We start from the raw sequence: 24,836 nt of genomic DNA, 5'->3' as shown, positions 1-24,836 counted from the left end.
TAGATTAGGGTATAGTAAAAAGGAGGCTAACCTTGGAATTAACTCAAGAACGTGTTATACCAAAAAAAATGAAAGAAACAAATGGGCTTCTAATAGAACATATTCAGCGATATAAATTTGCCCAAAAATATTGCCAAGGCAGAGTGTTAGACATAGCCTGCGGTGTTGGATATGGCAGCTCATACGTTATAACAAAAAAAGTGAACGAATATGTGGGGGTAGATATCTCCCATGAAAGTATAGATTATGCTAAAAAACACTACAATCACCCAACAGCTTCTTACCTTACTGGAGATTGCTTAGATAAGCAGCTACCGGAAAAGCTAGGTGTATTTGATACTATAGTTAGCTTTGAAACCATAGAGCATTTTTATGGCGACGACATCTTTGTAAATAATTTGTATAAAATGCTGCGCCCAGGAGGAACTCTCTTAATATCCACTTCTTTCGGCAAAGGCAAAGGCAAGTCATGTGGGAACGAGTTTCATGTTCATCAATACAAAGAGGAGGAATTTGTAGAAGTACTAAGCAAATTTAGCGACCTAGACATGTTCTATCAATGGGGGAAAAGAATAGAAAAGCCTCAAGATGGGATTAGGTATTTTTTAATGCTAGCAGTATGTAAAAAACCGTCAGGCTGCTTATAAGCACTCATCTTCTTTGTTGCGAAAATAGCCCAGTCTCCTCACGTATTACTTTTATACGCTCCTGGGTAAGTAAGACTACTAAAAAGCACCTATCTTCTTTGTTGCTATAAAAATCCAACATCCTCACGTATTAATATACGCTCCGGTGTTGGATTTTTTACGCGCCTCAAATATAGGCACTTTTAAGCAGTCTTACAAATTTGGGTCCTAAGAACTTAGGCACACCCATATATAGAACCTAAAATTAGAAAAAGCACAAAACGGTAAACTGGCTACTAGCCTAGTGTTTAATATCCTAATATAATGTATTGACAATAAAAAAAATTCTGATAAAACCCAATTATAATACATATGAGAGGGGAGGGGCCATAGTGGGACAGATAATTATATTTATTATTATCACTATACCTGTATCCTTGATTCTTCTTTGGATATTTCGAAATCCTGAAGACACAACTTTTTCATGGAGTAAAGAACCAATTGAAGATGATGAAGATATTATTCAGTTTCGCAAATGGGGGGCACTGATAGGTCTTATAATAATAATTTTTTTTGTGTTGATGGCGATTTACCATAGCTTTGGATAGAAAAATAACATACAACACGTTAACTTTATCTTAATTAAGCAAAAAAAGGTTGCCGCTTTTAACGGCAACCTTTAACTATATTGCGGGAACTGATCTTTTCACACCTCATAGGGGTTGACTCGCCATCCCCATCTTAAATGCACTTTACCAACTTCCGACCTCTCACTTCCCACTACTACTCTATTAGATAACTAGATACAATTTCACCATAGTACATAATGTGATAATTAGCTTTAGGGTAGTAGCGAGGCTTAATATCCCAGTGAACTAAACCTGGCTCCATGGCTTGCTGATATACAACTTTGCACTCATAATGGAGGTCACATTGACCGATTACCGGCACATTAACCTTTTGCCCTTCGATAGCATCTAAAGAAAGATGCTCGAACTTATTATAGTCTCTTCCCGATTTTGTTCCACAAAAAGCTAATTCATCCTTAAGGTTTGTTTTAAGTGGAACACTAATAGTAAACTCGCCTGATTTTTCTAGTAGCTCATAAGTAAAGCGTGAGTACCTAACTGCAACAGTAAAGATTGGCTTACCCCAAAATACACCAACTGATCCCCAACCAATAGTCATAGTGTTAATCTGGTCACCATATTTAGTAGTTACAAAGGCTCCCTTGGGCAGTTGCTCCGTCATTTCAGTTAAATATTGAGTGTAGTTAACTTCTTTAATCAAAGCTATCAACTCCTTAAAAGATTGTTTATATAAATTCTATTACACAAACTTAAAAAAATAAACTAAATAGCAAAAAAAACTAGAAATATTACTTTTTTCTAATGTTTGTACTCTGTTTATATACTTGATATAATATTAACGTTATAATAATAGAGGTGATTTCAATGAAAATAGGGTATGCCTGTGTACCTTTTTCTTTTGATGCAAGGATAAATAGAGGGTTTCGCCTGTCTAATTTATCCGAAGAACGGTTTTTTGACGCCGTTTATAATAATCTAGAGGATTTGGGGAAAATTTTAAAGTGGAACATAGAACATGATATTTTTATGTTTCGAATAAGTTCTGATATAATACCGTTTGGCAGTCATCCTAATAATGATTTAAAGTGGCAACGCAAGTTTAAAGATAAGCTTTTAGAATTAGGCAACTATATAAAGCAAAACGGGATCAGAGTATCCATGCACCCGGGACAATATACCGTCATTAACTCCCCTAAAAATCAGGTTGTTAAAAAGTCAATTGATGATCTTAGTTACCACTGTCAACTGTTAGACTCTATGGGGTTAGATTATCAGCATAAAATTGTCCTACATTGTGGTGGCGTATATGGTGACAAAAATAAATCCCTAGCTAGATTAAAAGCAAACCTAGAAAAATTGCCAGAGCAAGTCTTAAATCGTTTAGTGTTAGAAAATGATGATAAAAGCTACGATATTGCTGACACTTTATCAGCTGCTAAACATCTCGACATTCCAGTTGTTTTTGATATTTTACACCACCAGTGCAATCACCCTAAAGAGGGAAGTGAAAAGTACTGGCTTAGAAAGGCTTTAAAGACATGGGGTGAAAATGATGGCAGCCCTAAAATCCATTACTCCAATCAAGCTGAAGGTAAAAGCCGTGGCTCTCATTCTTTAACTGTAGATATCGAGAGTTTTATGAAGTTTTACCGGCTTTATAGTTCTTTTGACATGGATATAATGTTAGAAGTAAAAGATAAAGAACTATCTGCTCTAAAGTGTGTTAACTCCCTAAAGCCAGAGCTTTCCACAAAACACCGTACAACTATCTGGGCATTTTATAAATATTCTGTTATGGAAAAAGACTACTCTTTATATAAACAGTGCAGCAAGCTAATAAATAGCGATGAAAAAATCCTACAATTTTATAAGGTAGTTGATAAAGCGTTGTTTATGGAGACAGACTATAACTCATTTAGAAATGCCGCGGAACATATCTGGGGCTATTTTAAGAAAAAGGCAACTTTCCAAGAAAAACAAAAGTTCTTTGAGCTTTTGGAACAAAAAGACATTAAAAAAATTAAGCGAAATTTATGGAAACTTACGAAAAAATATAACGATGAATATCTTAAACAGTCTTACTTCTTTTGCTACTAAAATAATAGGAGGGTTAGTTAATGGGAAAAAATAAAAAAGTATATAAAATTATAGGGATAATAGTTGTGTCAATTATGATAGGGGGAGTTATAGCGCCACCAACTATAGGTCTTTTAGGTTCCACAAGCCCCCAAATGGCTTATCAAGATCAATTAGACGAGCTACAAAAGAGATATGAAAATGACAGTGAAGATTATCAAGCCTTAATCGATATGGCCAGGTTAAAAAGTAGCGCAGCAAACTTTTATATTTCTGAGGATAACTATAACAGGGCGGAGAAATATTTAGATAAGGCAATTAAAAACTACCAAACTGCGCTAAAGCTTACCGATGAAGATAAAATAGAAATTTTACTTGAAAAGAGCTTTTTGTATTACGAGCTTGGAAAGTATGATGAAAGTGAAGAGATAATGTCTAGGGCTTATCTGTTAGAACCGGAAAATCCTGAGGTTATGCATAACTATGCAGTGATTTTGTTTAACATTGGCAAGTACCAAAGCGCAAAAGAACAGTTTGTTAAGTTAAGTGAGCATGAAGAAGTTAGCGAGGAAGAAAAGAAAGCGTTTGCTGAATATGCGGAAATTATTGAAGTAAAGCTAAAACAGGACTAATATTCTTTAAAGCTATACAGCATATGCAAAGTAAATATAAAGTATAAAATGAACACTCATTTAGGGTGTTCATTTTTGCATAATACAGCTTTGCACTTGGCACCATAGCAGTTTAACGAGTAGTGGTAGTCAGACAGCTTATCAGCACCCATCTTCGTTGTTGCAATTGCTAGCCCAGATCAGTCACGTATTAGAAGATACGCTCCCGCCCTGGTCCATCAACTGAGCCTAGAATCTAGGCACTTCTAAGCAGTCTGGCCATTTGGGTCTCCTTATATGGTTACCAAATGGATCCCACTTCTAACTTCCCACTTCTCACTACTCCTACAATACGCCCTGCCACTAAATGACAAACCCTTCAGTAAGTGGTCAAACTATCGACGTATCCTAGTATTTCATTTTTATTCCATAACAATTTCTGCAGGAACACTGTGGTGCTTCGATACAAAACATTTGCTCCCAGACCCAGCATAAGCAAGTTTATACGTTTTCGCGGCAAACACTAGATATAAAGTAAACGGTTCCAATCATCAAAATTTGATGATTGGAACCGTTTACTTTATTGTTTTACTTTAGCTCTTATATGTGCAAATTCTTTCTTTAAAGTTGTAGTTAACCAAGTAACCATAAGTATAGAAGTTAAAAACTCAGATATGGGAAAGGCATACCAAACTGCGCTGATAGAGCCTGTAAATGACAGTAGATAAGCTATAGGGAGTAGCAGAACAATCTGCCTTAAAAATGATAATGTTAAAGACGGTATTCCCCGTCCAATAGCTTGGAATGTAGTTGCTCCTATGATAGCAGGACCTATAATCGGAAAGGCAATACTAATGTTTTTAAATGCCGTTGTAGTTATCGTCATTAGCTCCTTATTATCTACAAATGGCCTAACAATTAAGTGAGGGAATAACTGAAAAGCAACAAAACCTAGAAAGGTAAAAAAGAACCCTGCTGCCAGACCATAAAAAATTGTCTTTTTAACTCTTTTGATATCGCCGTTGCTAAAATTATAACCTACTAACGGTATATATCCTTGCGAAACACCAAAAACAGGCATAAATATAAAGGATTGTACCCTAAAGTATATACCAGTAGCAGCGAGGCCTAGCTCATTTATGCCTCCCACAATCATATTTATTCCAACGATCATGATAGAAGCTAACATTTGCATAACGGTTGCAGGTAATCCCACTGCATAAATATTTTTAACGATACTTTTATCAAATTTAAACTTGTTTTTAAACCTAGGTTGAACTTCATTTTTCCCTTTAAACAAAATATATACGACGATGGCGCAGGTAACCATCTTACTAATAACTGTTGCTATGGCTGCACCTAAAACCTCCAAAGAAGGAATTGGACCTAATCCAAAAATTAAGATAGGGTCTAACAAAATGTTAGTAACTGCTCCAGCAATCATAGCTAACATTGGTGTAAATGTGTTACCCTGCCCTCTTAAAATATCACTTGTTAAAAAGCTTAAAAATAAAGGAAGGGAACCTATTAAAATCACTCTAATATATTGCATAGCGTAAGCAGATATTAACGGGTCGGTTGTAAACAGATTTATGAAACTTTGCGGGAAGAATAACCCTAACAAAAAGATCAACGCCCCGTAAATGATAGAAATAATAATGACATGCTCTGCTACTGCCACAGCTTTATCGTTATCATCTTTACCTAACATTCTAGAAATTAGAGAACTTGTACCCACTCCTGTTCCCACTGCTAAAGCTATAAGAAGGATGTGTAACGGAAAGGCTATAGAAAGTGCAGCGATAGCCTCCTCACTAATCTGTGCCACAAAGTAACTATCCACCACATTATAAAAGGCTTGCACCCCCATGGCGACAATCCCAGGAAGAGAGAGTTTAAATAAAAGTGGTAATATCGGGTCTGTACCTAAACGACTGCTATTTTTAACTTTGATACTATTCCCTCCAGTCATACGACATTTCAATTATTTAAATATATCATTTCATGGGGGGGCTGTCTAGTTTAGTTGATTTTTGGCTTAAGGCTTACTCTCCTTGTTGCTAATAGGTAAACTGTGGAACCGATATACCCACCTAAAAGCCCACCACCAACAGCTAACACTAAAGCTGAAATCACAGACACCGGTGCATTAAATGCAAAAGGAGCCAGCATACCCGGTATAGGCGAAGCTGTTCCAGGTGCGTTCGATACAATACCAAAATAGACAGCTATAAGCCCTCCAAACCCACCACCTAAGAAGTTAGTTAAATAAATAGGGATAGGGTGCGTAGTTATAATATGAGCTTGAGTAAGAGGTTCTAACATAACAGCTACTACATTACTGTTATCACCAAACTTTAGTCTTTTAAACAAAATACCGTTAGCAAAAGCTCCAGAAAAGCTAGCTATTGATGCAATACCCATAGCTAGACCTTGTAAACCTAGCATAGCTGTTAACGCCATCGAGCTTAGAGGCGATGAGCAGATAACTTTTATAATTCCACCTAGGAAAAAGCCCATAATAATTGGAGACTGCTCTGACGCAATTACGATCATATCACCTATATTTAATAATGTGGCATCCACAACTGGTACAGTAACGACAGCTACCAGTCTGCTAAAAGGTGCTAGCACTAACGCTCCTATAATAGTGCTTACCCCACTAGGAAGTTTTTCTTCAAGTTTTGGTGCAATAAGTCCAACTAAATAACCAGCAACAAAGCCTGGGATGATGCCAATTTCTAACAAAGCAGCCCCAGAAACCACGGCAAAAATAGGATTAACCCCCATTTTAATAGGCACCAATATAGCTGCTATAGTACCGCTTAGACTACCAGCAGATACGCCAACTTCTTGTAAAAAACCGATCCCGAACAAGTCGCCGCTTATATAATTGTGAACAGCCTCCACCAAAAAAGTAGCAATTGCCGTTCCAGCTAAGGCACCCATAGCCTCCTTGCCCATTGGTGCTTTAAGGCTAAAAATAGAAAAAAGTGATAGCGCAAAGACAAGTAACGATAAACCAATAATTGTTTCCATGTAAAATTCCTCCTCTAGGTTTTTTGTTTTAAGGCAAATAAAAAAGAGAACTATTTTCGCATAGCAATAACTATGCTAAATAGCTCTCTGTCCTTTAACCTGAAAGTTTACCCTGCCTGTAAGACAGGTTGCTTCTTCGGTGCTATATATCATAAATGATATATAGTCTCTCCAGAGCTGTGTCCTGTTACCGTCCTTTTGCCTGAAAGTTTCAAATAAAGCCCTTTAGCGCTTGCTTTATTCTTTCTCCTTCGGCGTCTGCAGAGCAGACCTTTCAGGTAACATTCCTCCACATGTATTTAATTTTGTTTGATTTGTTATTAATTTTAATTATATATATTATTATTGCATATGGCAACAATATTTTATTTACAAAACTGTTACTTTTAAAAACGAAAAGCTCTGCCTCAAAGTTAATATTATTAAAAATATTTTAATAATATTAAAGTGACAACAATAGCTTTTAAAGGTACAATTATATTAGCAAAAAAAAGAGGAGGGGAATACTGTGGGGGAATTATCGATACTTCAGATTTTTTTACTAGCTCTTCCTTTTTTACTTATAGAGCTAGTGCTAAGAATTTACTGTGTAATTAAACTAGTTAAAGAAGGAAGCAGAAACTTAAATCAAATAGCATGGCTATGTATAATATTACTTGTAAACTTTGGGTGGGCAGCATTTTTACTTGTGGGAAAACGGAGGTACTAATATGTTAAGTGTAAATAACCTAAAAAAGAGCTATGGGAGATTAGAAGTACTGAAAGCTATCGATTTTAAAGTAGAAGAAGGAAAAGTTTTTGGCTTTTTAGGAAGAAACGGTGCTGGAAAGTCTACAACAATGAACATAGTATCAGGGTTGATTGATCATAACGGAGGGAACGTGAAAATATATGGCAAGGAATTAAAAGATAACAAAAAAGATCTTATGCAATACATAGGTTATCTTCCGGAGAATCCAGTTTTTTATGAATATATGAGCGCAGAGCAATACTTGAAATTTATTGGGAATTTAAGCAGTTATCCAACTCAAAAAGTAAAAAGTAGAACCAATGAATTGTTAGAGCTAGTAAAGCTAACAGATGCTCGTAACAGGAAAATTGGCGGTTTTTCTAGGGGGATGCGTCAGAGGTTAGGCTTGGCAGTAGCTTTATATAACCATCCTAAACTTTTGATTTTAGACGAACCTACCTCTGCTTTAGATCCTGAAGGAAGGCTAGAAATGGTTGAAATGATTGAGAATGCCAAGCATGAAGATATGACTGTGTTTTTATCTTCTCACATATTAAGTGATGTTGAAAGGGTTTGTGACGAGGTAAGCATACTTCATGAAGGGAAAATATTATTAAACTCTAGCCTAGAAGAGTTGCAAAAATCTCACCTGCAGCCGATTTTCGATATAGAGTTAGAAGGTGATGTACAGACAGCAAAAAAAGAACTTGAAAAAATGTCATGGAGTACAAAAGTAGAAAGCCAAAAAAATGGCATATCAGTATATGTAAGCGATTTTGACCTAGCCAAAGATGCGCTTTTAAAAGAGCTAGTAAAGACTCCTGTAACTATCACTAGCTATAAAATTCGCAAAAAAACTTTAGAAGATATATTTATAGGGATGGTGAGCAAAAATGGCGACCTTTAAAACTTATTTAAAAAAAGAAGTGCTAGAATCGATTAGGCGTTATAAATACTTAATACTTTTTCTAGGACTTATTGTGTGGGGGATTATAAATACAGTTTTATTAAGGTTGTTACCGACCCTGCTAGAAGGCGAGCTGCCACCTGAGCTTTTACAAGCAATGCAGATGGATAGGTCCACAGCTGTATTAAGCTTTTTCCAGGATCTATTCTCAGTAGGTAACCTACTTGTGGTGTTTTTATTTATGGGTGTTGTTGCAGCGGAAAGAAAGCAAAAAAGCCTAATGCTTCCCTTTACCAAAAACATCAGTGCAACTGGGCTTGTTCTAGCAAAGGCAGTTCACTATACAGTCGTTGTTACTATCGCTATAGTTTTTAGTGTTTTAATAAACATCCTATATGTATTTATACTTTTTGAAGAAGGAAGTATAGAATTGGTAAATATAGTTTCAAGTACAGGTCTTTACGCCCTTTACTTTGCTGTTACAGTTTCACTTCTAATTTTTTTAGGAAGCATTTTTAAAACAAGTATTATTCCCGGAGTAATAACATTGGCAATAAACTTTTTAACCCCTATGTTTCACAGAGTTCCCGCTTTAGAAAGAATTTTACCCTACAACCTTATTGAAAAATCTTATCAAGGTTTTAACGGTGCGGTAATTTGGGATGCTGATATATGGGTTACTATAAGCTGTGCCCTTTTGTTAATCATACTGCTTAACTACTTGGCAATAAGAAGGCTAAAGGTTACTGAAGTAGCTTGATACTCTTATTTGCTGTGGTTAGTTAGGAATCTGGCAGGCAGATGGCATCTGGTAATAAGTGGTATTAAATACAACAAGGAGGGATTTAGTTGTTATTAATGACATCTAGTTCAAAGAGGGAGTACCAAGAGTTAGGATTAGTTCAGGGATCTAAAGTGAGAGCGGTGCACTTAGGTAAGGATATCATGGCAGGACTTAGGAAGATGGTAGGTGGTAATGTCTCTGAATATGAGGAGATGATGGAAAAAGCAAGAACATCTGCCTTAGAGCAAATGGAGCAAAAAGCAAGGCAATTAGGAGCTGACGCAGTAATAGATTTACGATATTCTTCATCAGCTGTAGGTGAAGGGATATCGGAAATAATTGTTTATGGAACTGCAGTAAAATTTTTAGACTAAGTTAAAACTCACCGGTAGGTGGGTTTTTAATTGATTAGGACAAGACTAGTTACATAAAATATACAACTGCTATGTCCTTTGTCGCTGCTTATAAGTAAATATTATGAAGGAAAATTAAGTTTTTTGTTGAAATGTTATATTTAAGGATTTTTTTCCTACTTTAAAGTGGATTTAAATAATTTATAATTTAGTAATGGGGGGATACAACTTGAAGATTGGAATACCTCAAGGACTACTGCATTGGTACTACTATCCTTTCTGGAAAGTATATTTCGAACAAATGGGGTTTGAGGTTATAACTAGTTCATCTACAACAAAAGAAATAGTAGATCAAGGGGTTAAACATTCTGTGCCAGAAATTTGTGTGCCTATAAAAATTTTTATGGGGCATGTAGTTAATCTATTAGAGCAAGAAGTTGATTACATATTTGTGCCAAGGTTCGAATCCATCGAAAAGGGAAAATATTTTTGTCCTAAGTTTATGGGACTACCGGATCTGATTAGACACTATTTTGATGGGGTTGAAAATAAATTGGTTATGCCTACCATAAAAACAAAAACAGATAACATAGCAAATGCAAAAGGGTTTAAAGAAGTGGCAAAACAGCTAGGCATTTCTCGACAAGTACACAATAAGGCGTTAAAAAAAGCAGAAGCTAGTTGGCTTGAATTTAGAAGCTTGTGTAAAAAAGGATTTTTAGCAACTGAAGCTATGGATATAATCTTTGGTAAAAAAGAGAGAGTGTTAAAAGGACAGAAGAACATCACTTTAGGAGTGTTAGGGTACGTATATAATTTGTATGATCCATATGTAAGCATGGATATTCTTACAAAGTTTAGAGAAATGGGTGTGAATGTAAAAACATTTGAAATGGAGGAGGAAACACTTCTTAATCAAAGGATTTCTCATATGGATAAAGACTTATTTTGGACTTTTAGCAACCGCCTTTTCAGTGCTGGCTATAGATTTTATGAGCACCCAGAAGTGGATGGGATAATACACGTTACTGCCTTTGGCTGTGGTCCCGACGCTATGTTAGGTAAAATTTTGGAGTATGAGTCGGAAAAATATAAAAAGCCTTTTATGACAGTTCGAATCGATGAGCATTCAGGAGAAAACCATTTACAAACAAGGGTTGAGGCATTTGTTGACATGATAATTAGAAAAAAGGATAAAAGAGGTGCTTAGATTATGAAAGTAGCTTTTCCTTATATGGGGACTACTGTAATTTATAAGAAGTTACTAGAACTTTTAGGAAATGAGGTAGTAATGCCCCCTAAGCCCAGTCAGAGAACAATTGACTTAGGTGTTAAATATAGTCCAGAATTTGCCTGTTTTCCCCTCAAGGTGATAACAGGTAGCTATATAGAAGCGATAGAAAAAGGAGCTGACACCTTAGTGACATCGGGTGGCCATGGGCCTTGTAGAGCTGGGTTTTATGAGAAGGTTCACAAAAGATTATTAGAAGAAGAAGGCTTTGACGCAGACTTTATAGTATTTAACTCTCCCTACAGAGATTTAAAAAACTTTTTGCAAAATGTAAAAAAAGTTAAAGGTGACAGCTCGCTTATAAAGGCTCTGACCTCTTTAAACACTGTTTTTTATATGATTAAGAAATTAGATGACCTTGAAAAAAAAGCTCAAAAAATACGTGCGTATGAAAAAACAGTAGGACAAACCACCAAGGTATGGGAAGAGATACAAATTTTATTTGATGGAGCTTACACCAAAAAAGAGATGGAAAAAGCTTATATTCAGGCAATGGTTATGCTAGACAACATAGATGTTAAAGAGGTCAAAGATCACAAAAGATTGCGGATAGGTATTGTAGGAGAAATTTATGTTGTGATGGAACCAACCATAAATATAAGGATGGAAGAAATGTTAGGAAACCTAGGGGTGGAGGTAGAACGCTCTCAATACCTGTATGATTGGGTTTGTTACTCCACTCTTTCAAAGATGCCGTTAATTAATAAAACCCATGAAAAGAAAATTGTGGAGCTAGGGGAGCAATATATTCCTATAAATATAGGCGGACATGCCCGCCAGTCTGTAGGTCATATAGTGGATTACCAACAAAGGGGCTTTGATGGGGTGGTCCATCTAATGCCTTTTGGGTGCTTGCCAGAGCTAGTATCACAAAGCATCATTCCCAAAATATCAGATGAGTTAAATATCCCTGTACTTAGCTTATCTATAGACGAACAAACAGGAGTTGCTAATACTTTAACAAGAGTAGAGGCTTTTGTGGATTTAATAAAAGGTAGAAAAAACAAGAAAATCTCATAACAATGGAGGGATTTTAATGAAGGCTTATATGGGTATAGATATAGGTTCAGTAAGTACAAATATCGTAATTATAGATTCAAATAACGAAGTTATGCACTCTCTTTATGCTAGGACAAATGGTCAACCCATTGAAACTGTAAAAAAAGGATTAAAAGAAATCTCAAACAGACTAGATAAAGGAGTAAAAATTTGTGGCGTTGGCACCACAGGTAGTGGAAGGCAGCTAGTTGGAATAATGGTTGGAGCTGACGTTGTTAAAAACGAAATCACTGCACATGCAACTGCCACATCTAATGCAGTTTCTGATGTTAAAACGATATTTGAAATCGGAGGGCAAGACTCTAAGATTATAGTTATAGAAGATCAGATGGTTACAGATTTTGCCATGAACACCGTTTGTGCCGCGGGCACAGGCTCATTTTTGGACCATCAAGCAGAAAGGTTAGGAGTTCCCATCGAGGAGTTTGGGTCACTTGCTTTAAAAGCCGCACGAGATGTAAGAATTGCCGGAAGATGTACTGTTTTTGCAGAGTCAGACATGATCGCAAAGCAGCAATACGGTTTTTCTAAAGCTGAAATTATAAATGGCCTTTGCCAAGCTCTAGTCAGAAACTATATCAACAACCTAGGTAGAGGTAAAAAGCTTAAGCCGCCCTTTGTGTTTCAAGGTGGTGTCGCTGCTAACGAAGGTATAAAAGCAGCTTTTGAAAAAGAAATCGATCATGAAGTTATAGTGCCAAAGCATTACGACATAATGGGAGCTATAGGCTCAGCCATTTTAGCAAAAGATTATGTCTCAACAGAAAATAACCAGACAAACTTTAGAGGCTTTGAATCATCAGACCTCGAGTTTACACCATCAACCTTTAAGTGCAACGACTGCTCTAATTTCTGCGAAGTAATAAAGGTAGAATTAGAAGGAAGAGTAGTGGCAATGTGGCAGGATAGGTGTGGAAAGTATAGTAGCAAGGCTGCTGTTTAAAAGCACTTTTAAACAGCTTTCGGTTCATAAGCACCGTTGTTGCAAAAAAAGATCGCATGGTGGTCACGTATTTGTATATACGTAAACTACCATGCGATTTTTTTGCGCCTTTATTTTTTGCTTTTTTCTCTGTCCAGTTTTCTGCGTATGTTTTTAAAGTGCCTTACATCTCTAATTGATTTTTGCCTTTGGTGAGAGACCTGTAAACTTTTGAGTAAAGAAATACTCATGATAGTTAGCAGTATAGCAAAGGGAAGCCCTGTGCTTATAACTGCTGTTTGAAGTGCGTTTAAGGCTGCCTCTCCACCAATAAGGAGAAGGACAGCTGCAACTAAACCTTCCATACAGGCCCAAAATACTCTTTGAGGCACCGGCGAGTCTAATTTGCCTCCCGATGTGATGTTATCCACTACTAAAGAACCGGAGTCACTAGAGGTTACAAAGAAGGAGATAATCAGCACAGTGGCCAAACCTGAGATGCCAATTCTTAAAATCCCTTCTAAAAGTGGTATCGGTAGGAGGTTAATCATTTCAAACAAAGCAACTGGTAGATCGTCTTGGACAACTTCAAAAAGGGCACCGTCATTTATTGCGTTTAAATGAATAGCTGTGCTTCCGAACACAGATAACCATAAAAAAGAGAGTAAGGATGGTACCAGCAAAACTGCCAATACGAACTCCCTGATAGTTCTACCTCGGGAGATACGGGCGATAAACATCCCGACAAAAGGAGACCAAGATATCCACCATGCTAAGTAAAATACCGACCAGTCACCCTGCCAAACCTTATCTCCAACGGAGATAAAGAAAGACGATTGCACAAAATCATTTAGGTATAGCCCTAATGAATTGGCAAACATCCGAATGATAAAACCGGTTGGGCCCAATATCAACACAATTAACATTACCACAAAAGCTATTTGGATATTTAACTGTGATAAAAACTTAACTCCTTTATCGATTCCTGAGACCACAGAAATCACAGCTATACCAGTTATCCCAGCTATTAATAGCACTTGAACTGTGACGTTAACGTCAATCCCTATTAAATAATTGAGGCCGCTATTGACCTGCTGAGCACCTAAACCTAAGGAGGTAGCCAAACCGAATAAACAAGCTAGAACGGCTAGAGTATCAATTAGATCGCCTACAATGCCAAAAACTTTATCGCCTAGCAACGGATAAAAAACTGACCTTAAGGAAAGGGGTAAGTTTTTATTGTAAGCGAAAAAGGCCAAAGCTAAGGATATCAAGGCATATATACCCCAAGGGTGTAATCCCCAGTGGAAAAATGTAGCTGCCAAAGCTGTAGTGGCACCGTCTGCCTCACCAATAAAAATAGGAGGCGTAATTTGTGAATGGTACAATGGCTCTCCTACCGCCCAGAACATAAGACCGATTCCCATACCAGCAGAAAGTAACATAGAAAACCAAGCAAAATTTGAAAACTCAGGCTTACTATGAACTCCGCCAATTCTAACGTTACCTAATTTGGAGAAGGCAAAGTATAGTGACACTATAATGAAAAAGTTGCTTCCCAATATGAACACCCAATCGGCATTTTGGATTATAGCATTATTAACTATATTAAACATCTCATTAGCATGCTCTAGGTTAAAAAGAGCATATAGTGCGAATATAAGCACAAAAACCCCTGCTCCGATTGAAACAACTGGATTCAAATCAAGTCCATATTTTACAAAGTTTCTTCCGAACAGCTTATCCTCTAGCTCCTCCTTACTGATATCGTCATGAATATCTTTACTTTTGTCTTCCGCCATTAAATCACCTGCTTTTTGTTTTGTAGTATAAACTTAACGACAAGTAACTTCTAAAAAAATGATGTTAAATATTATTGATACTGCTTTTATTAATTTTGCCAAATAAACGCAATTCTAATCTATAGGTTTTTTGTTAAATTTTACATAAAGGTATAACCTAGTTTTCTTAATATATCGTAGTTTGACAAAGTTAACCGGGTTTAGTAAAATAGCATTCAACGAATATTTTAGGAGGGTTACTGGTGTTTAAAAAAATATCTGTATTTTTAGTATTTGCGTTAATGGGGGCAATTATAGTTGGTTGCGGAAGCGGCAGCGATGATTTGCCAGAAGTTCTTGCTTTAGTTAATGGTGAAGAAATCAGTAAAGAGGACTTTGAGGCTGAATTTGAGCAATATCTTTTGGGGCTTCAGCAGCAAGGTCACGATCTTGATGCTTTAAAGGATGATCCACAATTTAAGGAATTTAAACCACAAGTTCAACAACAGATTTTAGATCAGCTTATCAGCGTAGAACTAATCAACCAGGGAGCTGCTGATCAAGGAGTAACCAAGGATTCAGTCCAAGGTGAGCTAGACGAATTTATGAGCATGGTTATTGAAGGTGAATTTGGTGGAGACAAAGATGAATTTGAAAAAGTAATAGAAGAACAGCTTGACTTATCTATTGATGAGTACAAAGAACTGTTAGTCCAAGATTTAGTCCAAGAAGAGTATCTAGAAAAAAACATCGACTTTGATGCTATTTCTGTTTCTAAAGAAGATATGAAAGAAGTTTATGACCAACAAGTGGAGATGATGGAAGCTCAAGGGATGGAAGAGATTCCAGGTTTTGACGAGATTGCTATGGTAATAGAAGAACAACTTATGGATGAGCAAGTTGGTTTAAAAGTCCAAGATTTTATAGAAGATTTAAGAGCTGACAGCGACGTAGAAGTAAAAGTAGAGTTTTAAAAAAAGGTAAGGCATTCATTATGCCTTACCTTTTTTTATGCTTTTATGTATAATTTGCAGGATATTGTATAAAATTTTAGAATATTAATTAAAAAGGAGGTGTACAAAAATCGCGCGAAATTATCAGATTTTAAGTACTATTTATGATACCTATTGGGGGTCATTTGCACAAATGTTTTCCGAGTTGGTTATTAAGTTTATGCCAGATGATAATGACGGCAGCATATTAGATTTAGCATGTGGTACTGGAAGCTTGGCTATAAACTTAGCCAAGAATGGTTACGACGTCACTGGTATTGATATGTCTAGTGAGATGATAGAAATTGCTAAACTAAAAAAGAATTCTTTAAGAGGAGTTCGTTTTGAGCTTGCTAATATGCTAAATCCTAATTTGGACAAAAGATTTAGCGTTGTTACATGTGCATTTGATTCAGTCAACTACTTACTTAATGAATCAGATCTAAAAAAAATGTTTAGTTCTGCTTATAAGCATCTAAATCCAAAGGGTAGGTTTATCTTTGATTTTAATACAGAGAAAGCATATAAAAATAATAACAACTTTGAAATAAGAAGGATACTGCCAGGTGGATACTACGACCATAAAATGCAATATGATACTAACACAAACCTTGCACATACCTCTTTTGAATTCTATGATGGTCAGTGGGAGCTGCATATACAAAAACCTTATGAACATCAGCAAGTTGTTGAAATACTAGAAGAGGTTGGGTTTGAAATTTTGTTTTCCTTTAAAAACTTTAAAGGGGAGCCAGTAAAAAAAGAAAGTGACAGGATATTTATAGTAGCGGAAAAACCAGGAATCGGAATAAAAAAGAATATGGTTAAGTATTAGAAAGTCTACTACCACTATGTAAGCTATTACGGCTGTTTTCTCCTGTTGAGTGTTGATGTTTTATAAATTATAATAATATTATAGCAATGGACAAAATTCGCGTTTTAACAGGGGGAGAGCGCCATCTCTAATCCGGCTAAACACAGAGTTAATCATACAGTTGATAATAAAACCATGATAAGCTTATGGGAACAGTTTAGTTTTTTTATTCCACTAGGCTTAACCCAAATGCTAATAAGTACAACTCACACCTTATTTAACACAGCACTAGCAAAGCTGCCTTCGTCAGAAATATACATTTCTGCTTTTGCAGTTGCAAAAAGTGTTATGCAAATATTTCAAAGCCCAGTTAACATGACTAAACAGACAGTAGCTGCTTTAGTACATGATGAACAAAGTTATCGGATGGTAAGAAGGTTTATAAAAATTTTATTACTGGTTGTATTTTGCACTTTTACTTTAGTGGTTCACTCAGGTGGGGCGAGGTTGTTACTTGAATATGTAATGGGAATAGAGCAGGAGATAATGGAACCTACAATAGATATTTTAAAGGTATTTATTTTTGTTCCTATCTTTGTTGCTTTTAGAGAATTCATGCAAGGTGTGGCGATTAAATTTAAACTAACACCAGTAATAACCCTTTCGACTTTTATAAGGGTTGCAATGGTCTATTTATTAGTGGTAGTTATTGAATACCTGCCTGCAACGATCAATGGTGGAGTGTTAGTGGGTGCGATGTTTGCTTTTGTAATACTCTGCGAAGGTGCTACCATCTATACAGTGATAAGGCTGAAAATAGGGGAAGTGACTAAAAAGATAGCCAACGCACCGCTAACTTCAGCTAGAAAGCAAGCTGAATTAAACTTTCCAATGATTTTAAGTTTCTTTTTGCCACTTTTTACTACTGCTATATTTAGGACAGTTTCAAAACCAACTATAAATGCAGGTTTAGCACGGACTGACAACCCTCAAGTGGCTATAAGTTCATATGCAGTTGCGTGGGGGTTAGGGGTGATATTTGTAAGCGTATTACAGATGTTTCATCAGGTTCCATTAAACTTTTTAAATGGCGATAATTATAGGCAACGCATAAAAGATATAGGGAAATTTGCGATAATAATGGCGGCGATATTAACTTCGATAATGGTGTTATTATGTTATACTCCGCTAGGATATACTGTTTTAGTTGAGGTTATGGGTGTAAGTCATGAAGTAGCGATAAATGCAGTGGATGTACTGAAGATTATGGTGGTATTGCCAACCTTAGTTGCATGCAGGCAGTTCTTATGGGGAATTTTTATGTATGCAAAGCAGACAAAGTATGTAACATACGGTAAATCCTTAAATATAATAGGATTAATTACAACTGTAACAATATTGACGTTTATTTCTCCATCAAATCCTGGAATTGTCGGTGGAACGGCTATGGTGGTTGGAGAAATGTGCGAAAATGGCTTCCTATTACTTACTTCAGTAAAATACAAAAAAGTTATCAGAATAAAAAGGTCAGCGTCTCATAGTTTGAGAAGCTGACCTTTTTTATCGCCGGTTAACTAGCTGTAAGACCGCTACTGATTGAAGTTTTACTTTATCTTTTGTTAAATATATATTTTTTAACATAGTAGTAAACATAGTGAATCCACAAAAACGCCATTAGCGGTATGATAAATATTATTCCTTTATTATAGCTAAAAGCCTGGCTAAAATTAAAGTTAAAAAAGTTGGAAAACGCTCTTGTTAAACCGCAGCCCCAGCATTCGTAACCGAGCAAATTATTGAACAGGCACAAAGAACCGACACCTTCTACTAGTTTAGACGGAATAACCATAAACAAGATGGGGACGGACACAAAGAAGATAAACTTGAGGTGGTCTCGACGCTCACCTTTAATAGTTAACAATTGAAAGGCCTTTGCTATCTTTAAAGTTACCGGTGGCAACAATTATAATATCTATGATCCACCAGATACCACAACCCCCAAGAGTAAAAAGCATCAGTAGTCCTGTTCCTATTTTACCGGCATAAAATCTATGAATACCAAGCTCTCCGATTAATATAGCAAGTAATAAAGTGACTAGAAAATTCTTTTCCGACATAAAAATTACCTCCCGTAAAGGTTAAATGGATTAAAAAAAGGAGATGTTACATCTCCTTTTTTTAACAGCATATTTTGATTGCTTATAAACAGAATGAAAGTATAATAATTATAGCTGGAAACTGATGGATAAACAAGCAAAATATGTATAAACCATTTACATTAGTCTTTAGCTAGCGGACGACCTTCGCTGTCAGTGAAGCTACCAGTTGCAATCATAATAATATCGATTAAAGTCCAAATACCACAACCACCTAATGTAATAAGCATTAAGATTCCTGTTCCGATTTTACCTACATAAAATCTGTGAACCCCTAAAGAACCTACAAAAATTGATAACAGTAAAGCCACTAAAAAACTTTTTTGTTCTTGCATTTTATCCCTCCTAATTTTTACTAATTTAATTATAGCGCATAATACCTAGTAATCCAAGAGATTTTTAGAAATTTGCAAATAACTGTCGAAATTGGAGAGAATTATTTTAATCAAAAAACCCAGACAAGTAAAGTGCGGCTACTTGCTTGGGTTTTTTAATGAACTTATGGCTTGTTAGAAATCGGTCTTCCTATATTATCTGTAAACCCACCTGTTGCAATAAGAATAATGTCTATAAGCCACCATATACCACAACCACCTGCAGTAATAAGCATAAGAAATCCAGTGCCTATTTTCCCAGCATAAAATCTATGAATTCCTAGTCCGCCAACAAAAATAGCTAATAGTAAGGTAACCAAAAAGTCTCTCTCAGACTTTAGATTTGCTGACATATATCTCCCCCCCCTAATTAATATTCACTATTAAATTTATATTCTAAAATATTTGAAAGTATTAACGGTTTATAAGAGAAACTTTTTATGCCACATAGCTAAAATGTACAAGGTCCAAATTTTTCTAGCGTTATTAGCTTTGCCACTTAGGTGGTCGTTATATAATTTTTGGACATAGTTTAAGTTGATGACCTTTTCTAAACCGCTAGACTTTATGACGCTAATGCAATGTTCACCTCTTTTTCCTCTAAGCCAATGGGCGAGGGGGACGGGGAATCCTAGTTTGGGCCTGTTAATTATATGTTCTGGAACTACATTTTTTAATGCGTCCCTTAAAATAGCTTTAGTTGTGTTGGGGTTTATAGAGTGCGAAGTGGGAATTTGACTTGCAACTTTAAAAACTTCTATATCTAAAAATGGCACTCTTAACTCAATTGAATTAGCCATCGACATTTTATCCGCCTTAGTAAGGATGTTACCAGGTAGCCAAAAGTTTATATCTATAGTTTGCATTTGTTTAACAGGGTCTAAGTGGGAGGAGGTCTCGTAAAAAGGTTTAGTTAGTTCAAAAGGAGAAGCGTAAGTAGAGGGTGGGTCTATCAATACATCTTTAACGTCATCAACGAAGATTTTTGCGTTGCCTACAAACCGGTTTGACAGTTCTGTAGTTCCTCTTAATAGGTAGTTTTTACCATGAAATTTGAAAAGAGGTTTTATCGCTCTATTAAGACCTTTTTTGATTCCCTTAGGAACGAAGTCGAATCTTTTCAGAGCTAGTGGCTCTTTATAGATGCCGTATCCAGCAAAAAACTCGTCTGCACCTTCTCCGGATAGAACAACCTTTACATGCTTAGAAGCTAACTTTGAAACTAAATACAATGCAATGGCGGAAGGATCAGCTACAGGATCATCTATAAACCATATATAGTCATTTATAGATTGAAAGTATTCTTGTTCGCTGATAATCCATTTATGATGCTCAGTGTCTAAAACTTTGCTAGTTTTAGACGAGTAAACACACTCGTTTTGGGAACCTTCAAAACCGACAGAGAAAGTATTGATTTTCTTAATCTGCCTCATTAGCGCAGCTATGGCAGTTGAATCAACGCCACTAGATAGAAAAGCGCCTATAGGCACGTCACTTTGCATATGAACCTTTACTGACTGTGCTATAACATGGGAAATTTCGTCTTTATACTGCTCTACTGGCTTATCTTTAGGAGAAAACTCTGCAGACCAATACTTTTCCTTTGTAATACCATTTTTATCTATTATCAGTCGATGACCTGGTAATAATTTGAAAACGTCCTTGATCATAGTTTTCTCTAATGGGACATATTGATATGTGAGATAGTAACTAAGACTTTCTTTATCTAACTCTTTCTGAGGCATGGTTAGTAGTAAACTTTTTAGTTCAGAAGAACACGCAAACCTATCTTGGTTTAATGTATAATATAAGGGTTTTATCCCAAAATGGTCTCGACATGCAATAATTTTATCTTTCTCGATGTCATAAAGAACAAATGAAAACATCCCCCTAAGGTGATTAACTAAGTCCTTTCCATGCTCTTCGTATAAGTGGATGATAACCTCAGCATCTCCCTGCGTAAAGAATTTATGACCCTTATTCGACAATTCTTTTCGCAGCTCTTTATAGTTATATATTTCTCCGTTACAAACTAGCTTTATATTACCTCTCTCATTTGTTAATGGCTGACTAGCTCCTGTAGTATCAATTATAGAAAGACGCCTAAAAGATAGTCCCACTCGTTGATTTAAGAAGAATCCCTCATCATCTGGGCCACGATGAATCATGGTGTTTGCCATATTTCTTAACAAGCTTTCAGCTTCTTTTCCTCTAAGATTATAAAAATACAGGCCGTTTATCCCACACATAAAACTACCTCCTTCTAAACAATTAAATGCTATTTTGAACCTATCTTTATAGTTTATGTATAAAGATTGCTCAAAGTGACATTTAAGGCAAATTTCCTAAAATAAAAGGATTTCAATAATATAATGAAGAAGAATTATTTAGCAATACATTTTTGAGGAGGATGTTTATGCAAAAGATAAAGTTATTTACAGATAGCACCAGTGATTTATCAAAACAGCTATTAAATGAGCATAGAATAGATGTAGTGCCTCTAAGTGTAGTCTTTGCGGATAAAGCTTTTAAAGATGGCCAAGAGATAAATACAGAGAAGATGTATAATATAATTGATGAAAATGGAAAATTACCTAAAACTTCAGCTCCCTCCCCACAAGATTTTATTGATGCGTTTAAACCCTACATAGACGATGGGTATGAAATTATTTATATAGGATTATCCTCCGATCTTTCCGTAACTTGTCAAAATGCATCTTTAGCTTCTCAGTCTTTAGATGGGAAAGTACACGTTGTTGATTCTAAAAACCTTTCTACAGGGATAGGATTGCTTGTGCTAAAAGCAGCGGACTTTATAAATGAAGGGTTTAGCTCGGAGGAGGTTGCACAAAAGGTCAGGAATCTAGTAGAAAAAGTCGAAACTGAGTTTGTAATAAACACTCTAGAATACCTCCATAAAGGTGGTAGATGTAGTGGAGTGCAGAACTTTGTGGGAAATATGTTAAAGATACGACCTGTTGTTAAAGTTGTTGATGGGGGAATGATTTTAGCTCAAAAAACACGGGGCAAAAGAAAAAAAGCTCTTAAAACTCTTTTGAAGAATGCCTTAAAAAATAAAAAAGAGATTACTGAAGATAGAATTTTTGTAACTCATTCTATGGATAGCGAAGGGGCAGAGTACTTAAAAGCTGAGCTTGAAAAGGAAGTTAAAGGTCAAGTTATCATTACCGATGCAGGATGCGTTATATCTAGCCACTGCGGACCTAAGACAGTTGGAATTTTATATATTAAAAAATAAATAAAAAGTAAATTATTTCCTTAAATACACTTCCAATTTTTTAAACATTGAAAAACCTCAGTGTTACAAAAAAGTAGGAGTGTATTTTTTATGCTGCTTTATGGGAAAATAAATAACACAATAAAAAATAAAGTTTGGGGGGATAAAATGAAAAGGCTTAATTACTTGGTTGGCATGCCACTTTTAGCAATTGATAAAGGAGAGAAAGTGGGGGAATTTTGCGAAGGGTATATAAGTACTTTAGAGCACAAATTAGCAGGCTTAATACTGAGAAAGGCCTCCATAATATCGCAACCTTATGGTGTTCTTCCTAGTCAAGTTAATGTAGGGGAGAGTGCCATAGTGTTAAAAGAAAAAGAAAAACCCAAAATATTAGATTTACATGAGCATTGTCTCCCATATGCTAGAATAAAGGAAAAACCCATTTATAGTAAAAATGGTGAAAATCTTGGCAATATACAGGACGTTTTATTTCTTAAGGAAACTGGGCAAATCCTAGGGTTTGAGGTCTCTGATGGGGTTGTAAATGATATTTTAAACGGAAGGGGTATAATTCCCGTTCCCTCGTCAACAATATATGGAAAAGATACAATTGTTGTTCCAAACGAAGTTATTGATATGGCAAAGGAACAGCTTACGTTACAAGATCTAAAAAAATATATTAACAACTTTGACAAAAATGAAACATTGGATAATAATAGCTGGGATACAGTGGAACAATACTAAGGAGGTTAAACAATGAATTGTCCTGTTTGCCAAGGGAGAGATGTTGGGCAGATAGCCAACGGACAGTTCTATTGCTGGAATTGTTTTGTTGTTTATCAAAAGTCGAAAGAAAAGTTAGAAGTGTTTGAAGTTGATGACGAGGGTTCCTTGGTTGCTTTAGAAAAAGATGAATATGATGATGAATTTTAACTAGTGGAGGTGCTTATGAGACGCGGGTATATTCAAGGTTTAGTTGTAGGTGGGCTTATAGGTCTAGCAGTAGGTAAATTGCTAAAAAAAACTAGCTTTAACAAGATTAAAGAAGGGTTTTATTCTCATGTAGATGATGCTTTTCAGTACCTTGATGAAGACAGCAGCTCCTTTGACCATGCTAACTATAGTAAGTTTCAGGATAATGTTGAAGAGACACTAGAAGATACAGTTGACGACGCTTTAGAGACGACAGAAGAGATAAAGGAAGAGGTTAGAGAAAGGGCGAGAAAAATTCATCCTAAGCGTCTGTTAAGAAGAAAAAGGATATAGTTTAAGGCAGATGTGAATTCACGTCTGCCTATTTTAATTTTAAAAAAAGGTTTTATTTTAACACCTAGGGTGATAGAATGTAAAAAGGAGGTAATGCAAATTGAACATAAAATCTTATTTTGAAAATAAAAACGTTAAGCTAGCTATGAAAATCACCCTGGCAGTTCTTTTAGTATTTTTCATATTTTCTTTAGTCACTGCATCTGTAATCTCATTTATAGCGCTATTTGGCAGAACAGTGGTTTCGCTATTAACACCTCTTATTGTTGCCTTAATAATCGCTTATATCTTAAATCCCGTAGTAGTGTTTTTTCAAGAGCGGAAGGTACCAAGGGGAGTATCTGTATTAGCTATTTACATAATTATATTTACTCTTCTTTATATTTTAGTTGCTAGAATGGTTCCGATAGTGAGCCATGAGATAGACCGATTGACTCATCATTTGCCCAATTATACTGAAGATATCAATGAGTTTATTGTAGATTTTAATCAACAAACAGAGCGTATAGAATTACCAAAAGGACTAGAAGATAGTATTGAAGAAAGCTTAGAGGCACTTCAAGATGCACTTATAAATGGTTTTGCTAGACTTCCAGAGTTTGGTTTAAGTTTGGCTATGGGGTTATTCCAAGTTTTTATGGTTTTGGTGTTAACGTTCTATTGTTTACGTGATTATTATATTTTTCAAAAAGCATTTTTCAAACTCTTACCTGCAAATAAAAGAGCCAGCTTTGCAAAGATAACTCATGAAATTGACGAATCCTTAGGAAATTATATAAGAGGAATAATAATCGTTTGTGTTATGATAGGTACAACCACATATTTTGGTCTGTTGTTTTTGGGAGTGGATTATGCACTGACTTTAGGGATTTTTGCAGGTATTACTAATGTAATACCATATTTTGGCCCTTGGATTGGGGCAATCCCAGCAACTATAATTGCATTTTTCCAAGATCCAATACTAGCTGTAAAAGTGGTAATAGTGATAACAATTATTCAGCAAATCGAAAGTCAGCTTGTAGCGCCACAAGTCTTAGGTAAGAAACTAAAGTTACACCCAGTTGCAGTAATTTTATCTTTGATAGCTGGTGGAACCTTCTTTGGTATTAAAGGTATGATTTTAGGTGTTCCTGTAGTTGCAGTGTTTAGAATTATCCTGAGAAATATAGTTGCTTATATAGTTAGCAAACAAAAAAAATAATAAATTGACATATAATAGCTAAA

28 protein-coding genes and 1 riboswitch are annotated in these 24,836 nt (G+C 35.8%); of the genes, 19 read left to right on the top strand and 9 right to left on the bottom strand.

The window, feature by feature from the left end:
• Nucleotides 1-32 precede the first annotated feature (32 nt).
• Both PRVXH_RS09700 and PRVXH_RS09695 read left to right on the top strand, forming a co-directional pair.
• Nucleotides 33-647 carry a class I SAM-dependent methyltransferase gene (locus PRVXH_RS09700; RefSeq protein WP_353892579.1) on the top strand — a complete coding sequence of 205 codons (615 nt, stop codon included), beginning with the start codon at nucleotides 33-35 and terminating at the stop codon, nucleotides 645-647.
• Nucleotides 648-1,018: 371 nt separating this feature from the next.
• Complete coding sequence (locus PRVXH_RS09695) at nucleotides 1,019-1,234, top strand: hypothetical protein (RefSeq protein ID WP_353892578.1); 216 nt, start codon at nucleotides 1,019-1,021, stop codon at nucleotides 1,232-1,234.
• Between the two features lie 175 nt (nucleotides 1,235-1,409).
• Here the strand turns inward: PRVXH_RS09695 and PRVXH_RS09690 are convergent, their stop codons facing one another.
• Nucleotides 1,410-1,916 carry a flavin reductase family protein gene (locus PRVXH_RS09690; RefSeq protein ID WP_353892577.1) on the bottom strand — a complete coding sequence of 169 codons (507 nt, stop codon included), beginning with the start codon at nucleotides 1,914-1,916 and terminating at the stop codon, nucleotides 1,410-1,412.
• A 164-nt stretch (nucleotides 1,917-2,080) separates the two neighbouring features.
• On the opposite strand from PRVXH_RS09690, the gene uvsE reads away from it, so the two are divergent.
• Together uvsE and PRVXH_RS09680 are read left to right on the top strand one after the other, a co-directional pair.
• Nucleotides 2,081-3,313, top strand: a complete 1,233-nt coding sequence (gene uvsE, locus PRVXH_RS09685) for a UV DNA damage repair endonuclease UvsE (protein ID WP_353892576.1) — start codon at nucleotides 2,081-2,083, stop codon at nucleotides 3,311-3,313.
• A 20-nt stretch (nucleotides 3,314-3,333) separates the two neighbouring features.
• The gene (locus tag PRVXH_RS09680) at nucleotides 3,334-3,924 is read left to right on the top strand and encodes a tetratricopeptide repeat protein (RefSeq protein WP_353892575.1); all 591 of its coding nucleotides are present in this window, start codon (nucleotides 3,334-3,336) and stop codon (nucleotides 3,922-3,924) included.
• A 559-nt stretch (nucleotides 3,925-4,483) separates the two neighbouring features.
• Here PRVXH_RS09680 and PRVXH_RS09675 read toward each other — a convergent pair.
• Nucleotides 4,484-5,875: an MATE family efflux transporter gene (locus tag PRVXH_RS09675; RefSeq protein ID WP_353892574.1), complete on the bottom strand. Its 1,392-nt coding sequence runs from the start codon at nucleotides 5,873-5,875 to the stop codon at nucleotides 4,484-4,486.
• 50 nt (nucleotides 5,876-5,925) lie between these two features.
• Nucleotides 5,926-6,942 carry a PTS sugar transporter subunit IIC gene (locus tag PRVXH_RS09670; RefSeq protein ID WP_353892573.1) on the bottom strand — a complete coding sequence of 339 codons (1,017 nt, stop codon included), beginning with the start codon at nucleotides 6,940-6,942 and terminating at the stop codon, nucleotides 5,926-5,928.
• 77 nt (nucleotides 6,943-7,019) lie between these two features.
• Nucleotides 7,020-7,127: riboswitch (glycine riboswitch) on the bottom strand.
• A gap of 323 nt (nucleotides 7,128-7,450) precedes the next feature.
• Here PRVXH_RS09670 and PRVXH_RS09665 point away from each other — a divergent pair.
• From PRVXH_RS09665 to PRVXH_RS09635, 7 genes are all read left to right on the top strand, one after another.
• Nucleotides 7,451-7,651: a PLDc N-terminal domain-containing protein gene (locus tag PRVXH_RS09665; RefSeq protein WP_353892572.1), complete on the top strand. Its 201-nt coding sequence runs from the start codon at nucleotides 7,451-7,453 to the stop codon at nucleotides 7,649-7,651.
• 1 nt (nucleotide 7,652) lies between these two features.
• Entirely contained in the window at nucleotides 7,653-8,579 is a 927-nt protein-coding gene (locus tag PRVXH_RS09660) for an ABC transporter ATP-binding protein (protein WP_353892571.1), read from the top strand.
• Nucleotides 8,566-9,339, top strand: a complete 774-nt coding sequence (locus tag PRVXH_RS09655) for a hypothetical protein (RefSeq protein WP_353892570.1) — start codon at nucleotides 8,566-8,568, stop codon at nucleotides 9,337-9,339. Before PRVXH_RS09660 ends, PRVXH_RS09655 begins: the two co-directional genes overlap by 14 nt.
• A gap of 98 nt (nucleotides 9,340-9,437) precedes the next feature.
• Nucleotides 9,438-9,737 carry a YbjQ family protein gene (locus PRVXH_RS09650; protein ID WP_353894578.1) on the top strand — a complete coding sequence of 100 codons (300 nt, stop codon included), beginning with the start codon at nucleotides 9,438-9,440 and terminating at the stop codon, nucleotides 9,735-9,737.
• Nucleotides 9,738-9,945: 208 nt separating this feature from the next.
• Nucleotides 9,946-10,926: an acyl-CoA dehydratase activase-related protein gene (locus tag PRVXH_RS09645; RefSeq protein ID WP_353892569.1), complete on the top strand. Its 981-nt coding sequence runs from the start codon at nucleotides 9,946-9,948 to the stop codon at nucleotides 10,924-10,926.
• Between the two features lie 3 nt (nucleotides 10,927-10,929).
• A complete protein-coding gene (locus tag PRVXH_RS09640; RefSeq protein WP_353892568.1) occupies nucleotides 10,930-12,027 on the top strand; it encodes a 2-hydroxyacyl-CoA dehydratase in 1,098 nt (365 codons plus the stop codon).
• A 16-nt stretch (nucleotides 12,028-12,043) separates the two neighbouring features.
• Nucleotides 12,044-13,009: an acyl-CoA dehydratase activase gene (locus tag PRVXH_RS09635; protein ID WP_353892567.1), complete on the top strand. Its 966-nt coding sequence runs from the start codon at nucleotides 12,044-12,046 to the stop codon at nucleotides 13,007-13,009.
• A gap of 110 nt (nucleotides 13,010-13,119) precedes the next feature.
• Here PRVXH_RS09635 and PRVXH_RS09630 read toward each other — a convergent pair whose 3' ends face one another.
• Nucleotides 13,120-14,790, bottom strand: coding sequence for a BCCT family transporter (locus PRVXH_RS09630; RefSeq protein ID WP_353892566.1), 1,671 nt, complete (start codon nucleotides 14,788-14,790; stop codon nucleotides 13,120-13,122).
• Between the two features lie 242 nt (nucleotides 14,791-15,032).
• Between PRVXH_RS09630 and PRVXH_RS09625 the strand changes: the two genes are divergently transcribed.
• From PRVXH_RS09625 to PRVXH_RS09615, 3 genes are all read left to right on the top strand, one after another.
• On the top strand, nucleotides 15,033-15,743 hold the full coding sequence (locus tag PRVXH_RS09625; protein ID WP_353892565.1) for a SurA N-terminal domain-containing protein: 711 nt from the start codon (nucleotides 15,033-15,035) through the stop codon (nucleotides 15,741-15,743).
• Nucleotides 15,744-15,915: 172 nt separating this feature from the next.
• Nucleotides 15,916-16,596 carry a class I SAM-dependent methyltransferase gene (locus PRVXH_RS09620; protein ID WP_353892564.1) on the top strand — a complete coding sequence of 227 codons (681 nt, stop codon included), beginning with the start codon at nucleotides 15,916-15,918 and terminating at the stop codon, nucleotides 16,594-16,596.
• A gap of 174 nt (nucleotides 16,597-16,770) precedes the next feature.
• Nucleotides 16,771-18,129 (top strand): hypothetical protein, encoded by a 1,359-nt coding sequence (locus PRVXH_RS09615; protein ID WP_353892563.1) that lies wholly within the window; start codon nucleotides 16,771-16,773, stop codon nucleotides 18,127-18,129.
• Between the two features lie 55 nt (nucleotides 18,130-18,184).
• Here the strand turns inward: PRVXH_RS09615 and PRVXH_RS09610 are convergent, their stop codons facing one another.
• The 5 genes from PRVXH_RS09610 to asnB form a co-directional block, all read right to left on the bottom strand.
• Nucleotides 18,185-18,424, bottom strand: a complete 240-nt coding sequence (locus tag PRVXH_RS09610) for a DUF2752 domain-containing protein (protein WP_353894577.1) — start codon at nucleotides 18,422-18,424, stop codon at nucleotides 18,185-18,187.
• Between the two features lie 58 nt (nucleotides 18,425-18,482).
• Nucleotides 18,483-18,692, bottom strand: a complete 210-nt coding sequence (locus PRVXH_RS09605; RefSeq protein WP_353892562.1) for a TM2 domain-containing protein — start codon at nucleotides 18,690-18,692, stop codon at nucleotides 18,483-18,485.
• A gap of 161 nt (nucleotides 18,693-18,853) precedes the next feature.
• The gene (locus tag PRVXH_RS09600) at nucleotides 18,854-19,066 is read right to left on the bottom strand and encodes a TM2 domain-containing protein (protein ID WP_353892561.1); all 213 of its coding nucleotides are present in this window, start codon (nucleotides 19,064-19,066) and stop codon (nucleotides 18,854-18,856) included.
• 164 nt (nucleotides 19,067-19,230) lie between these two features.
• Complete coding sequence (locus PRVXH_RS09595) at nucleotides 19,231-19,458, bottom strand: TM2 domain-containing protein (protein WP_353892560.1); 228 nt, start codon at nucleotides 19,456-19,458, stop codon at nucleotides 19,231-19,233.
• A gap of 69 nt (nucleotides 19,459-19,527) precedes the next feature.
• Nucleotides 19,528-21,354 (bottom strand): asparagine synthase (glutamine-hydrolyzing), encoded by a 1,827-nt coding sequence (gene asnB / locus PRVXH_RS09590; RefSeq protein WP_353892559.1) that lies wholly within the window; start codon nucleotides 21,352-21,354, stop codon nucleotides 19,528-19,530.
• Nucleotides 21,355-21,521: 167 nt separating this feature from the next.
• Between asnB and PRVXH_RS09585 the strand changes: the two genes are divergently transcribed.
• The 5 genes from PRVXH_RS09585 to PRVXH_RS09565 all read left to right on the top strand — a co-directional run bounded on the left by PRVXH_RS09585 (nucleotide 21,522) and on the right by PRVXH_RS09565 (nucleotide 24,813).
• The gene (locus PRVXH_RS09585; RefSeq protein ID WP_353892558.1) at nucleotides 21,522-22,364 is read left to right on the top strand and encodes a DegV family protein; all 843 of its coding nucleotides are present in this window, start codon (nucleotides 21,522-21,524) and stop codon (nucleotides 22,362-22,364) included.
• Nucleotides 22,365-22,511: 147 nt separating this feature from the next.
• A complete protein-coding gene (locus tag PRVXH_RS09580; protein WP_353892557.1) occupies nucleotides 22,512-23,090 on the top strand; it encodes a PRC-barrel domain-containing protein in 579 nt (192 codons plus the stop codon).
• Nucleotides 23,091-23,102: 12 nt separating this feature from the next.
• Complete coding sequence (locus PRVXH_RS09575; RefSeq protein WP_353892556.1) at nucleotides 23,103-23,279, top strand: hypothetical protein; 177 nt, start codon at nucleotides 23,103-23,105, stop codon at nucleotides 23,277-23,279.
• 15 nt (nucleotides 23,280-23,294) lie between these two features.
• On the top strand, nucleotides 23,295-23,612 hold the full coding sequence (locus PRVXH_RS09570; protein WP_353892555.1) for a YtxH domain-containing protein: 318 nt from the start codon (nucleotides 23,295-23,297) through the stop codon (nucleotides 23,610-23,612).
• Nucleotides 23,613-23,712: 100 nt separating this feature from the next.
• Entirely contained in the window at nucleotides 23,713-24,813 is a 1,101-nt protein-coding gene (locus PRVXH_RS09565) for an AI-2E family transporter (RefSeq protein WP_353892554.1), read from the top strand.
• The last annotated feature ends 23 nt before the right edge of the window (nucleotides 24,814-24,836 follow it).

This window comes from Proteinivorax hydrogeniformans, from assembly GCF_040515995.1.
Classification (GTDB): Bacteria; Bacillota; Proteinivoracia; order Proteinivoracales; family Proteinivoracaceae; genus Proteinivorax; species Proteinivorax hydrogeniformans.
Note: the sequence above shows the minus strand (reverse complement) of the source record. Positions and strands in the feature narration are given on the sequence as shown.

Bases quoted from the DNA above. Each gene is read 5' to 3' on its own strand.
- uvsE (WP_353892576.1), top strand. From the start codon at position 2,081: ATGAAAATAGGGTATGCCTGTGTACCTTTTTCTTTTGATGCAAGGATA.
- PRVXH_RS09680 (WP_353892575.1), top strand. From the start codon at position 3,334: ATGGGAAAAAATAAAAAAGTATATAAAATTATAGGGATAATAGTTGTG.
- PRVXH_RS09675 (WP_353892574.1), bottom strand. From the start codon at position 5,875: ATGACTGGAGGGAATAGTATCAAAGTTAAAAATAGCAGTCGTTTAGGT.
- PRVXH_RS09670 (WP_353892573.1), bottom strand. From the start codon at position 6,942: ATGGAAACAATTATTGGTTTATCGTTACTTGTCTTTGCGCTATCACTT.
- PRVXH_RS09660 (WP_353892571.1), top strand. From the start codon at position 7,653: ATGTTAAGTGTAAATAACCTAAAAAAGAGCTATGGGAGATTAGAAGTA.
- PRVXH_RS09655 (WP_353892570.1), top strand. From the start codon at position 8,566: ATGGCGACCTTTAAAACTTATTTAAAAAAAGAAGTGCTAGAATCGATT.
- PRVXH_RS09650 (WP_353894578.1), top strand. From the start codon at position 9,438: ATGACATCTAGTTCAAAGAGGGAGTACCAAGAGTTAGGATTAGTTCAG.
- PRVXH_RS09640 (WP_353892568.1), top strand. From the start codon at position 10,930: ATGAAAGTAGCTTTTCCTTATATGGGGACTACTGTAATTTATAAGAAG.
- PRVXH_RS09635 (WP_353892567.1), top strand. From the start codon at position 12,044: ATGAAGGCTTATATGGGTATAGATATAGGTTCAGTAAGTACAAATATC.
- PRVXH_RS09630 (WP_353892566.1), bottom strand. From the start codon at position 14,790: ATGGCGGAAGACAAAAGTAAAGATATTCATGACGATATCAGTAAGGAG.
- PRVXH_RS09620 (WP_353892564.1), top strand. From the start codon at position 15,916: ATGTTTTCCGAGTTGGTTATTAAGTTTATGCCAGATGATAATGACGGC.
- PRVXH_RS09615 (WP_353892563.1), top strand. From the start codon at position 16,771: ATGATAAGCTTATGGGAACAGTTTAGTTTTTTTATTCCACTAGGCTTA.
- PRVXH_RS09610 (WP_353894577.1), bottom strand. From the start codon at position 18,424: ATGGTTATTCCGTCTAAACTAGTAGAAGGTGTCGGTTCTTTGTGCCTG.
- PRVXH_RS09605 (WP_353892562.1), bottom strand. From the start codon at position 18,692: ATGTCGGAAAAGAATTTTCTAGTCACTTTATTACTTGCTATATTAATC.
- PRVXH_RS09600 (WP_353892561.1), bottom strand. From the start codon at position 19,066: ATGCAAGAACAAAAAAGTTTTTTAGTGGCTTTACTGTTATCAATTTTT.
- PRVXH_RS09595 (WP_353892560.1), bottom strand. From the start codon at position 19,458: ATGTCAGCAAATCTAAAGTCTGAGAGAGACTTTTTGGTTACCTTACTA.
- asnB (WP_353892559.1), bottom strand. From the start codon at position 21,354: ATGTGTGGGATAAACGGCCTGTATTTTTATAATCTTAGAGGAAAAGAA.
- PRVXH_RS09585 (WP_353892558.1), top strand. From the start codon at position 21,522: ATGCAAAAGATAAAGTTATTTACAGATAGCACCAGTGATTTATCAAAA.
- PRVXH_RS09580 (WP_353892557.1), top strand. From the start codon at position 22,512: ATGAAAAGGCTTAATTACTTGGTTGGCATGCCACTTTTAGCAATTGAT.
- PRVXH_RS09575 (WP_353892556.1), top strand. From the start codon at position 23,103: ATGAATTGTCCTGTTTGCCAAGGGAGAGATGTTGGGCAGATAGCCAAC.
- PRVXH_RS09570 (WP_353892555.1), top strand. From the start codon at position 23,295: ATGAGACGCGGGTATATTCAAGGTTTAGTTGTAGGTGGGCTTATAGGT.